The organism is Mesorhizobium sp. CU3 (genome assembly GCF_006442965.1).
Taxonomy (GTDB): domain Bacteria; phylum Pseudomonadota; class Alphaproteobacteria; order Rhizobiales; family Rhizobiaceae; genus Mesorhizobium.
Genome location: NZ_VFWX01000011.1, coordinates 45,047 through 56,636, shown reverse-complemented (window position 1 = coordinate 56,636; position 11,590 = coordinate 45,047). Strand labels below are relative to the sequence as shown.

At 64.4% G+C, this 11,590-nt stretch carries 11 protein-coding genes; 3 read left to right on the top strand and 8 right to left on the bottom strand.

Going from position 1 to position 11,590, the window contains the following annotated elements:
- Positions 1–12 precede the first annotated feature (12 nt).
- The 5 genes from sucD to FJ988_RS18030 form a co-directional block, all read right to left on the bottom strand.
- The gene (gene sucD / locus FJ988_RS18050; RefSeq protein ID WP_140819704.1) at positions 13–912 is read right to left on the bottom strand and encodes a succinate--CoA ligase subunit alpha; all 900 of its coding nucleotides are present in this window, start codon (positions 910–912) and stop codon (positions 13–15) included.
- 11 nt (positions 913–923) lie between these two features.
- The gene (locus FJ988_RS18045; RefSeq protein ID WP_140819703.1) at positions 924–2,111 is read right to left on the bottom strand and encodes a malate--CoA ligase subunit beta; all 1,188 of its coding nucleotides are present in this window, start codon (positions 2,109–2,111) and stop codon (positions 924–926) included.
- A 19-nt stretch (positions 2,112–2,130) separates the two neighbouring features.
- Entirely contained in the window at positions 2,131–3,096 is a 966-nt protein-coding gene (locus FJ988_RS18040) for a CoA ester lyase (RefSeq protein WP_140819702.1), read from the bottom strand.
- Positions 3,097–3,109: 13 nt separating this feature from the next.
- On the bottom strand, positions 3,110–4,300 hold the full coding sequence (locus tag FJ988_RS18035) for an aminotransferase class V-fold PLP-dependent enzyme (protein ID WP_140819701.1): 1,191 nt from the start codon (positions 4,298–4,300) through the stop codon (positions 3,110–3,112).
- Between the two features lie 133 nt (positions 4,301–4,433).
- Positions 4,434–5,105, bottom strand: a complete 672-nt coding sequence (locus tag FJ988_RS18030; RefSeq protein WP_140819700.1) for a response regulator transcription factor — start codon at positions 5,103–5,105, stop codon at positions 4,434–4,436.
- Positions 5,106–5,473: 368 nt separating this feature from the next.
- Between FJ988_RS18030 and mgtE the strand changes: the two genes are divergently transcribed.
- Together mgtE and FJ988_RS18020 are read left to right on the top strand one after the other, a co-directional pair.
- Entirely contained in the window at positions 5,474–6,892 is a 1,419-nt protein-coding gene (gene mgtE / locus FJ988_RS18025) for a magnesium transporter (RefSeq protein WP_140819699.1), read from the top strand.
- Between the two features lie 152 nt (positions 6,893–7,044).
- Positions 7,045–7,431: a MerR family DNA-binding transcriptional regulator gene (locus tag FJ988_RS18020; RefSeq protein WP_112618641.1), complete on the top strand. Its 387-nt coding sequence runs from the start codon at positions 7,045–7,047 to the stop codon at positions 7,429–7,431.
- 18 nt (positions 7,432–7,449) lie between these two features.
- On the opposite strand, the gene FJ988_RS18015 is transcribed toward FJ988_RS18020, so the two are convergent.
- Both FJ988_RS18015 and FJ988_RS18010 read right to left on the bottom strand, forming a co-directional pair.
- Complete coding sequence (locus tag FJ988_RS18015) at positions 7,450–7,929, bottom strand: isoprenylcysteine carboxylmethyltransferase family protein (protein WP_140819698.1); 480 nt, start codon at positions 7,927–7,929, stop codon at positions 7,450–7,452.
- Entirely contained in the window at positions 7,926–8,930 is a 1,005-nt protein-coding gene (locus tag FJ988_RS18010) for a heparan-alpha-glucosaminide N-acetyltransferase (RefSeq protein ID WP_140819697.1), read from the bottom strand. Before FJ988_RS18010 ends, FJ988_RS18015 begins: the two co-directional genes overlap by 4 nt.
- A gap of 282 nt (positions 8,931–9,212) precedes the next feature.
- On the opposite strand from FJ988_RS18010, the gene FJ988_RS18005 reads away from it, so the two are divergent.
- Positions 9,213–10,412 (top strand): MFS transporter, encoded by a 1,200-nt coding sequence (locus tag FJ988_RS18005; RefSeq protein WP_140819696.1) that lies wholly within the window; start codon positions 9,213–9,215, stop codon positions 10,410–10,412.
- Here FJ988_RS18005 and FJ988_RS18000 read toward each other — a convergent pair.
- Positions 10,404–11,582 (bottom strand): aromatic ring-hydroxylating dioxygenase subunit alpha, encoded by a 1,179-nt coding sequence (locus FJ988_RS18000; RefSeq protein WP_140819695.1) that lies wholly within the window; start codon positions 11,580–11,582, stop codon positions 10,404–10,406. The genes FJ988_RS18005 and FJ988_RS18000 overlap by 9 nt on opposite strands.
- Positions 11,583–11,590 lie beyond the last annotated feature (8 nt).

Below are 11,590 nucleotides of genomic sequence, written 5' to 3'. Positions count from 1 at the left end.
TGGGGGCCGCCGTCACGCCGCCTTCTTGGTCCGCGCCAGCGTATCGGCTACGACCTCGCCGAAGGAGGCCGGGGTCGGAACGATGACGACGCCGGCTTCCTTGAGGATTTCGACCTTCTCCTGCGCCGACTCGCCGAAGGCGGAGATGATGGCGCCTGCATGACCCATTCGGCGGCCTTTCGGAGCGGAAAGTCCGGCGATGTAGGCGATCAGCGGCTTCCTCATATTGTCGCGCGCCCAGATCGCGGCTTCGGCTTCCTGCGGGCCGCCGATCTCGCCGATCATCACCACCGCGTCGGTGTCGTCGTCGCGCTCGAAGAGCTGCAATATGTCCTTGAACGACGAGCCGTTGATCGGGTCGCCGCCGATGCCGACGCTGGTCGAGACGCCGATGCCCAACGCCTTCATCTGCGAGGCGGCCTCATAGCCCAGCGTGCCCGACCGTCCGACGATGCCGACGCGCCCGGGCAGGTAGATGCTGCCCGGCATGATGCCCATCAGCGCCTGTCCGGGCGTGATGACGCCGGCGCAGTTCGGGCCGACCAGGCGCATGCGGTCCTCGAAGCGGTAGCGGCGCATGTAGCGCTTGACCTGCATCATGTCCTGCGAGGGGATGCCGTCGGTGATGCAGACGCAGAGCTTGATGCCGGCATCGGCCGCTTCCATGATCGAATCGGCGGCGAAGGGCGGCGGCACGAAGACGATGCTGGCTTCGGCGCGGGTCTCGCGCACCGCGCCCTTGACGGTGTTGAAGACCGGCAGGCCAAGATGGCTCTGGCCGCCCTTGCCGGGGGTGACGCCGCCGACCAGCTTGGTGCCGTAGCGCTTCATGTCGTCGGCATGGAAACTGCCGATCTTGCCGGTAAAACCTTGCACGATGACGCGCGTGCTGCGGTTGAGCAGGATTGCCATTTCTTCCTCCCTCAGGCTGCTTTTTTCTTCTTCGTAGCCGCGCGCCAGGCGGCGACGGCCTTTTCGGCGGCTTCGGCCAGCGTTTCGGCGACGATCACCGCCTCGCCGGAATCGGCCAGGATCTTGCGGCCTTCCTCGACCTTGGTGCCGGAGAGCCGCACCACCAGCGGCACCTCGACGCCGACCTCGCGGATCGCCTTGATGACGCCCTCGGCGACCCAGTCGCAGCGGTTGATGCCGGCGAAGATGTTGACCAGGATGGTCTCGACATTCTTGTCGCCGAGCACGGCGCGGAACGACTTCGCCACCCGCTCGGGCGAGGCGCCGCCGCCGATGTCGAGGAAGTTGGCCGGCTCGCCGCCGGCAATCTTGATCATGTCCATCGTCGCCATGGCGAGACCGGCGCCGTTGATGATGCAGCCGATATTGCCGTCCAGCCCGACATAGGAGAGGCCGCGGTCGCTGGCGAAAGTCTCGCGCGGGTCTTCCTGGCTCTTGTCGCGCAGCTCGGAGATTTCCGGACGGCGGAACAGCGCGTTCTCGTCGAATGACATCTTTGCGTCGAGCGCGACCAGGCTGCCGTCGCGCGTCACCACCAGCGGATTGATCTCCAGCATCGAGGCGTCGTAGTCGCGGAACACCTGATAGCAGCCGAGGATGGTTTCGGTCGCCTTGCCGATCAGATTGCTTTCCAGGCCGAGGCCAAAAGCGATCTCGCGCGCCTGAAAACCCTGCATGCCGACGCCCGGATCGACGGTGGCGCGGATGATCGAATCCGGTTTCGTTTCGGAGATTTCCTCGATCTCCATGCCGCCGGCCGCCGAAGCCACGATCATGACGCGCTCTTCCTTGCGGTCGAGCACGAAGCCGAGATAGAGCTCCTGCGCGATGTCGACGGCTTCCTCCAAATAAAGCCGCGAGATCAGCTTGCCGCGCGGACCGGTCTGGTTGGTCACCAACTTGCGGCCGAGCATGGCTTCCGCCGCGTTGGAAATCTCTTCGTCATTGGAGCAGAGCTTGATGCCGCCGGCCTTGCCGCGCGCGCCGGAATGAACCTGCGCCTTCAGCACCCATTTCGAACCGCCGATCTCGCGCGCCCGGTAGGTCGCCTGTTCGGGGCTGTAGGCAAGGCCGCCGCGCGGCACATGCACGCCGTGGCGTGCCAGCAGTTCCTTGGCCTGGTATTCGTGAATGTCCATCTTGTCCTCCCGGTATTTTCTACTGCGCGGCAGCGGCATGCGCCTGGCCGGCGCGCTCGATCGCCTCGTTGACCACCAGCACGTTGCGCGCCATGCGCTCCGACGCGGCATCGATCATCTTGCCGTCGAGCGCGGCGGCGCCCTTGCCGAGCGCTTCCGCCTCCTTCAGCACTTCGAGGATGCGGCGGGCGCGCGTGACCTCCTTTTCCGGCGGCGAGAAGACATCGTTGGCCAAGGCAATCTGCGAGGGGTGGATCGCCCATTTGCCTTCGATGCCGAGTGCGGCGGCGCGCCTGGCGGCCGCCTTGTAGCCTTCGGGATCGGAGAAGTCGCCGAACGGCCCGTCGATGGCGCGCAGGCCATAGGCCCGGCAGGCAACCGTCATGCGCGACAGCGCAAAGTGCCACTGGTCGCCGGGATAGTCGGGGTTGAGTCCGCCGATGTTGACGGTGCGCGCCTTGTTGCTGGCCGCATAGTCGGCGACCCCGAAATGCATCGCTTCCAGCCGGCCCGGCGTGGCGGCGATCGCCTCGACATTGGCCATGCCGAGCGCGGTTTCGATCAGCGCTTCGAGGCCGACGCGGGTCTTGAAACCCTTGGCCATCTCGATCTGGTTGACCATGGCCTCGACCATGTAGAGATCGGCCGGGACGCCGACCTTCGGCACCAGGATGGTGTCCAGCCGGTCGCCCGCCTGTTCCATCACATCGACGACGTCGCGGTACATGTAGTGGGTGTCGAGGCCGTTGATGCGCACCGAGACGGTCTTGCCCTTGGCGCGCCAGTCGATGTCGTTGAGCGCCTGGATGATGTTCTTGCGGGCGCGTTCCTTGTCCGGCGGCGCCACCGCGTCCTCGATGTCGAGGAAAACGAAGTCGGCGGCGCTGTTGGCCGCCTTGTCGATCATCTCCGGGCTGGAGCCGGGAACGGCCAGCTCGCTGCGCTGCAGCCTGAGCTTCTTCAAATGGTTGATGGTGTGGCTCATGGTCTGCTCCCGCTCAGGCCGCTTCGGCGACCGGCACTTCGGCCGAGGCGCGGAAGTGCTGGATGGCGGCACCGACACCGGAGCCCGGCGCCAGCTTGACGCCGCAGTCGAGCAGCGTCAGCTCGGCGGCCGACAGCGAGGCCAGCACCATCACCTCGTTCAGCCAGCCGAGATGGCCGATGCGGAACACCTTGCCCATCACCTTGTTGAGGCCGCCGCCGAGCGATGTCTGGTAGGTGCGGTAGGCGCGCTTGACGACGTCACCGCTGTCGATGCCTTCGGGCACCAGGATGGCGCTCACCGTGTCGGAATGCCATTTCGGCGCCTTGGCGCAGAGCTTCAGGCCCCACGCGTCGACCGCCTTGCGCACGCCCTCGGCCAGGCGATGGTGGCGGGCGAAGATGTTGTCCAGCCCTTCGTCAGCGATCAGGTCGAGCGAGGCGCGCAGGCCGCGCAGCAGCTGGGTGGCAGGCGTATAGGGGAAATAGCCGGCATCATTGGCGCGGATCATATCTTCGAAGGAGAAGAAGCAGCGCCGGTGGGTGGCAGTCCTCGAGGCCACAAGCGCCTTCTTGCTGACGGACAGGAAGCCGAGGCCGGCGGGCAGCATAAAACCCTTCTGCGAGCCGCTGACGGCGCAGTCGACGCCCCATTCCTCCTGGCGGAAATCGATCGAGCCGATGGACGAGACGCCGTCGACGAAGAGCAGGGCAGGGTGGTTGGCGGCATCGAGTGCGGCGCGGCAGCCGGCGACATCGCTGGTGACGCCGGTGGCGGTCTCGTTCTGCGTGCAGAACACGGCCTTGATGGTGTGCGCCTTGTCGGCACGAAGCTTCTCGGCATAGAGCTCGAGCGGTACGCCGGTGCCCCATTCGCAATCGATGACATCGACCTCGAAGCCGAGGCGTTCGGCCATGTCGACCCAGAGATGCGAAAACTGGCCGAAGCGCGACATCAGCACGCGGTCGCCGGGGCTGAGCACATTGGTCATCGCGGCTTCCCAGGCGCCGGTGCCGGACGACGGGTAGATGAAGACGCGGCCGGTCTCGTTCTTGAAAACCCGCTTGATATCTTCGAACAGCGGCAGCGTCAGGTCCGGAAACGAGCCGGCGCGCATGTCCTCCATCGGCAGGTTCATGGCCTGCCGGACCTGCTCGGGAATGTTGGTGGGCCCCGGGATGAAAAGATGCGTGAACCCAGCCATGCGCGAACTCCTCCGATCGTTTGGGATGGTGGAGGAATTCTCGTTTTGAAGCGGCTCGCCAACAACACCTTGCCGGGTAAGTTGTTGGCCCGCGCGGGTGGGATGGTCCTACCCGATTGGCGACCCGGGCGGCCTACCCGAAAGGCGATTTCGGCGGGCGGCGCTTTTCGCTGGCGTAGAGCGCGACGGCCATGGCGCGGTTGCGCACGTCCAGCTTGTCGTAGAGATTCTTGAGGTGGTACTTCACCGTGTTCTCGGAAATGCCGGTCCGCGTTGCGATCTGCAGGTTCGTCCAGCCGTCCGACAGCACCGCAAGCAGCTCGCGCTCGCGCACGGTAAGCCGCGACAGCGGCGTGTCGTTGACCTTGTTGATGTCGATATAGGGGATGCAGATGCGGCCATGCGCGACGGCGAGGATGGTGTCGAAGATGATCGGCGGATCGTCGAACTGGAAGCAATAGCCCTGCGCGCCGAGGCGCACGCATTGCTTCAGGATGCCGATGTCGTGGTCGTTGGAAAAGACCGTGACGCGCACGCCGAGCTGGCGGTTCTGGATCTCGGCCAGGATGTCGGCGCCGTCCATGTCGGCAAGCTTCCAGCCGATGACGGCGACATCGAATTTCGCGGCGGCGGCAAGCTCCAGGAATTCCGCGCCGCTGTGCACGGCGCCGAGCAGGTCGAAGCGGCCGTCGCATTCCAGCATCTCGCGCAGCGCCGAAACGACGAATGGATTGCGTTCGGCCACGACCACGCGAACGCGCCGCCCGGTATTTTTCTCGTTCGTCTTCCCCGACTTGATGTTCAAGGGCAGCTTTTGTCCTCGATCGATTGGGTGATCCGTGATCCGTTTTGTCGTTCCTGGACCGCGCACGATGGCAATTCTGCCGCAACGGTAAGGGGGTGCTCTTTCCCCAGCGACATGGACTGTCGCGCCGGCTGAAGCCATTGTCGCAGCCGCGACGCCTTTCAATCCAGCGCCTCCCGACTGCCGCATCGATATGATTTCGATAGGTTATTCCGGACTCTAAGTTGACATCTTCGCAAGACGAATCCCGCCGCCGCGCTATGTGCCGCATAGGTTTGGCTTTTTCCCAAAAGCGGTTTCCGGTTTTGGAGGTCATGCGCTAGACCTGATTCGACACCCTTCGGGATTCCTGTTCGCGGGAGGCGCTGGTGGAAGGCCAGGACACAGAGACGACCGGCGCCGCGCCCGCCGAGGAAGAGCATGCCGATATCTATGGCGAGGACGGCGCGGTGCGCGCCTCCTTCCTGGCCCAGATCGGCGCGGCGATCGCCGACCGCGACACCATCACCCTCAAACGCGAAGTCGACGACCTGCACCAGTCGGAGCTGGGCGACGTGCTGGAGGCGCTGCATCCCGAACAGCGCCGGGCGCTGGTCGAACTGCTCGGCTCCGATTTCGATTTTTCCGCGCTGACAGAGGTCGACGAGGCGATCCGCCTCGACATCGTCGACAATCTGCCCAACGAGCAGATCGCGCAGGCGGTGCAGGAGCTCGATTCCGACGATGCCGTCTACATCCTGGAAGACCTCGACCAGGAGGACCAGGACGAGATCCTTTCGCAGCTGCCGTTCACCGAGCGGATCAGGCTGAGGCGCGCGCTCGACTATCCGGAAGAGACCGCCGGCCGGCGCATGCAGACGGAGTTCGTCGCCGTGCCGCCGTTCTGGACCGTCGGCCAGACGATCGACTACATGCGCGAGGACAAGGACCTGCCCGACCGCTTCAGCCAGATCTTCGTCATCGACCCGGGCTTCAAGCTGATGGGCGCCGTCGATCTCGACCAGATCCTGCGCGCCAAGCGCGCGGTCAAGGTCGGGGACATCATGCGCGAAACCCGCCATGCCATCCCGGCGACAATGGACCAGGAAGAGGCGGCGCGCGAGTTCGAGCAATACGACCTGCTTTCCGCCGCGGTGGTCGACGAGAATGAGCGGCTGGTCGGCGTGCTGACCATCGACGACGTCGTCGACGTCATCCAGCAGGAAGCCGAGGAAGACCTTCTGCGCATGGGCGGCGTCGGCGACGAAGAGCTGTCCGACACGGTGCTTGCCACCTCGCGCTCGCGCGTGCCGTGGCTGCTGGTCAACCTCTTGACGGCCTTCCTCGCGGCCTCGGTGATCGGCCTGTTCGACCACACGATCGAGCATATCGTTGCGCTCGCCGTGCTGATGCCGATCGTCGCCGGCATGGGCGGCAATGCCGGCTCGCAGACCATGACGGTGACGGTGCGGGCGCTGGCGACCAAGGATCTCGACATCTACAACGCCGCCCGCATCATCCGCCGTGAGCTGGGTGTCGGCTTCATCAACGGCGCGGTGTTCGCGGTGCTGATCGGCGTGGTCGCCGGCTTGTGGTTCCGCGATCCCAATCTGGGCGGCATTATTGCCGCCGCGATGATCATCAACATGTTTGCCGCCGCGCTTGCGGGCATCCTCATTCCGCTGGTGCTCGACCGTTTCAAGGTCGATCCGGCGGTGGCCTCGGCCGTCTTCGTCACCACCGTCACCGACTGCGTCGGTTTCTTCGCGTTTCTGGGACTGGCGACTTGGTGGTTTAGCGTTCCCTGAAATAACAGGTCGCCGTTAATTGACTTTTACGTAAATGCCGTGCGAGGTTGCCCCGGGGTCATGGACCGATTCCGGCACGCGCCGGGTTTGGTCGAGGGGAAGGGCAGCGCTCAATGGCAGCGTTGCCTGGACGTTTGGGCGTGGGAGTGAAAATGCGGGAATATTATACGATCACCGAGCTGACGCGCGAGTTCGACGTGTCGACGCGGACATTGCGGTTCTACGAAGACGAAGGGCTGGTGCAGCCCGTAAGGCGCGGCCGCACGCGGCTGTTTCGCCCGTCCGACCGGCACCTGATCCGCCAGATCATGCGCGGAAAACGGCTCGGCTTCTCGATCAACGAGATCCGCGAGATCATCCAGATGTACAAGGAGCCGCCCGGCGAGGTCGGACAGCTCAAGCTGATGATCAAGCGCATCGAGGAAAAGCGCGAGGACCTGCGCCAGAAGCGCCGCGACCTCGAGGAGACGCTGGCCGAGCTTGACCAGGCCGAAGAGTCATGCGTCGAGCGGCTGGTCGAGCTCGGCGTGAACACGTAGCCGCCGCGCAGCGGCCTCTCAGATCCAGCGACGCACCCTTTTGGCGTAGTCGCGGTATTTTTTGCCGAACTTGGCCGTCAGCACCTTCTCTTCCTTCTCGATCGCAAGCTTCTGCGTGGCAAAGGCGGCGAGGAAGGCGAAGAGCAGGAACCAGGCGATGCCGGTGATGAAGGCGACGCCGATCAGGAGCAGCGTGTTGGCGAGATACATCGGGTTGCGGGTGACGCCGAACGGTCCCGACGTCACCAGATGATCGGGCTCAGCATTGGGATCGAGCGTCGTCTTTGCCTTGAACATGGCGCGGATCGCGGTGATCCAGAGCATGGCGACGCCGAACAGCGCCACCCAGCCGACACCGAACAGGATATCGCCGAAGATGTCGCCGATCCAGGGCAGCGGACAGAGCATGCCGAGCACGACGCTGAGCGCGATCGCCACGACATAGATGACCGGCGGCCAGGGAATGATGCCGTGCCTGGGCTTTGCGATCCCCGTCATTGCTGCTGACCTCCCTCCATCTCGTCTTCGGTCGTGCCGGTGCAAGTGCCCGCCAGATCCTCGAGATGCGATTTCCAGATGCTGGACTGGTCGTTGCTGTAGAGCTTGTCGAGTGAGCCTTCGCTTTTCAGCGTGTCCAGCATGCAGCCACAATAGCTTGAACAGAACTTGCTGTCGCGCTGCTGCTCGCATTGCGCCTGGCAAGCTGGCAGGAAGCTGGCTTCCTTGTCTTGCGGGGGAGCCGGCATGATTTGCGAGGCCAGCCACACCGAGCCGAACAGCAGCGGCTGATGGATCAGGTAGAAGGCCAGGCTGTGCCGGCCGATGAAGGTCAGCGGGTTCGACCAGCGGCCGGGCACCCAGCTTCCCAGCCTGGCGAGCAGCCCCGACGACGAGGCGAGTTTCACCGCCGCAATGCCGATCAAAACGGCGCCGAACCACGGGAACAGCGGCACGTAGTCGTTGGAGCGCGGGTTAGTTGAGGAGAGACCAACCCAAAACAGCCACGGGTGGTCGAAGAATTCCGACCTCAGATAGAAAGGCGCGGCGATGACGGCCGCCGCGACGATCGCCGTCAGCAAGGCCGGCAGCCGGAGAAAGGCGAGGCCGAGCAGGCTGGCCAGCGCGATCTCGTGCAGGATGCCGAAGAAGATGAACCCGTCCGGCGTGACGAAATAGGTGACCGCCGAAATGGCTGCCGCCGCCACCGCGACCATGGCGAAGCGCTTCCAGAAGCCCGGCCAGCGGATTGTCCTGCCATGGGCGAGGAACAGGCTGACGCCGACCAGGAACAGGAAGGTCGAGGCGATGCAGCGCGCATAGAATTTCCACCAGCCGAAGGCGGTGAGGCCGGGCACGGTGTAGCCGAAATTTTCGAGGTCCCAGGTGAAGTGGTAGCTTGCCATGGCGATCAGCGCGATGCCGCGCAGGACGTCGAAGGCGACGATGCGGCCGGGCTTGGGCGCGTCCTGAACAGGCTCGCTCGTCGTTTGAAAGCTCATCGTCACGCAATCCGATTCAGTCCTGCCGAACGACTATCACGGTTCAAGTGGACGACAGAAGCAGGCGGCCATCAATGCGTTTCATGGCAGCCATCAATTCTCGCCTTGGGCCAGCGGCGGAAAGCCTTTGACAAGCTTCGTTTTTCGGCCGTTCAGGGTCGGTTTCCTGCTACCGGACAGGGACTGGTCCGGCCAGATTCGATTAAGTTTTGATGCATGTCGTTCCCCCAGAACCGCTGCACACTTCTGGGCGACATTTAGCGATTCACCTTCGGAGGGCCGATGTCCACCCATGTGCGCCATCCAATCTGGCTTCCTGCCCTGCGGCCGGCCGATGCGCGCACCTTCGCCTCGCTCTACGCGGTGGAATCCTTCGCCCGCGCGACGATCTCCAGCGTCATCCCGATCCAGGCCTATGAGATCCTGCATAACGAGCAGATCGTTTCGATCCTCTACACTGTCGTCTCGCTGACCGGGCTTTCGGTGACGCTGTTCATGCCGATGCTCATCCGCCGCTTCGCCAGGCGCTGGGTCTACACGGCGGGCTGCCTGTTGCTGGCGATCGGCTCGGCTTTCTTCGTCACGCATACACTGCCCGGACAACTGGCCGGCATGCTCTGCCGTGTCATGGGGGCAAGCGCGCTGTCGATCACGCTCAACCTCTACATCATGGACCACATCCGCAAGACCGACTTCATCCAGGCGGAATCGCTGCGCTTGGCCTGGTCGATGTTTGCCTGGACCGGCGGGCCGACGCTCGGCATCTTCCTCTACACCCATTTCGGCATCTATGCCGCGCATGGCGCGGTCGTCGCCTTCGCGCTGGCGCTGCTTTGTCTGTTCTGGTTCTACCGGCTGAGCGACAACCAGTCGATCCGGCCGGGCAAGTCGCGCCCCGCCAATCCGCTCGCCAATATCGGCAGCTTCGCCGCGCAGCCGAGGCTGAGGCTTGCCTGGCTGATCGCCTTCGGCCGCTCCTGCTTCTGGACCACTTTCTTCGTCTACGGCCCGTTGTTCATGGTGATCACCGGCCAGGGCGAGCTCGCCGGCGGCCTGCTGGTTTCGGCCGGCAACGCGCTGCTTTTCATGGCGATCTTCTGGGGCAAGGCGGGAAAACGCTTCGGCGGGCGAAAGGTCATGACCTTTGCCTATTTCGCCATGGCGGCGATGCTGTTTGCGGCAGGTGGCATCGGCGCGGCGGCGCCATTGCTCACCGCCGGTTTGCTGCTCTGCGGCGCGCTGTTCACGATCGCGCTCGATGCGCTGGGCTCGACCGCCTTCATGCGCTCGGTGCGCACTTATGAACGGGCACAGATGGCGGCGGTCTACCGCACCTATCTCGACTTTTCCGAGCTGACGCCGCCGCTGGTCTATTCGGTGGTGCTCACCTTCTTCGGCCTCGGCTCGGTGTTCGTCACGCTCGGCCTTCTCGCCACCTTCTGCGGCTTCGTCACCTGGCGCTACCTGCCGAAGTCATTTTGATTTGGCTTCCAGCGGCGCGTGCCGTTCGCGCACCCAGTCGTGGAAGCGGTGCAGATCATATTCCTCCGGCATCAGCACGCCGGCCTCATGGCGCATCGAGCGCAGGCCCTTCTGGTTGACCTCGCAGATCGCGGCGTCTTCCTCGAGCACCTGCGTGCCGAAAGCGACGATGTTGTCGATGTCAGTCTTGCCCAGCGCGTCCGGCGAAAACAGCCATTCGGCGGTCAGCTCGGTCTGCTCGGGGCCGAGCGGGGCGAGCCGCACCGTGCGCATGTAATCGACATGGCCGACGATGAACATCGAAGGTAATGAGGTCGCGTAAGTCTGGCCGGCGGCACGCTCGGCCGGCGTGAGGCCGGAAAAGACCGGGCCGTGAACGCGGCCGTCCTTGGACCAGGTTTCGGCGCCGGGGCGTAGGCGGCCGGAAAACTCCGGATCGTCATTGTCGGCATGGCGCACCCATTCGGGATCGTCATGCCGGGACATCAGGCCGCGGCCGTAGATCGGCACCAGCCGCGACAGATCCTTGTGCACGCCGGGGCAGTGCAGGCACTCGTTGAAGTTTTCCCAGAAAATCTTCCAGTTGCAGTTCATCACCTTGGTCAACCGATGCCCCGTGACGAGCGTCTCCAGCGGCCAGTTGGACAGGTCGCCGGAGGCCCAATCGAAAGAGGTTTCCGCCGATCCGTCGGGATTTTCCGCGAGGTTGATGAAGACCAGGCCACGCCAGACCGAGAGCGCCACGCGGTAGAGCGGATAGTCGGCCTTGTCGAAGCCTTCGGGCAGCGATTTCGACGGCACGCGCACGAGGTCGCCGCGCAGCGAGTAGGACCAGGCGTGGTAGGGGCAAGTGAGCAGCCTGGCCTTCAGCCGCCCGGCGCTTTCCTGGCAAAGCTGCGAGCCGCGATGGCGGCAGGTGTTGTGGAAGGCGCGTAGGGCGCCGGCCTCGTCGCACAGCACGACGATCTCCTGCGTGCCGACGCGGAACGTGCGGAAGGCGAGGGGCTCGGCGAGGTCAGCTTCGCGGCAGACCATCAGCCAGCTTCGGTACCAGATCGCCTCCAGGTCGCGCCGATAAGCATCCGCGTCCCAATAGGCGGCCGACGGCAATGTCGGTTGGAGGCTGGTCAGACCGTTATAGGGGGCGCGGTCGCTTGGATTGGGCTGCATCGGCTTCT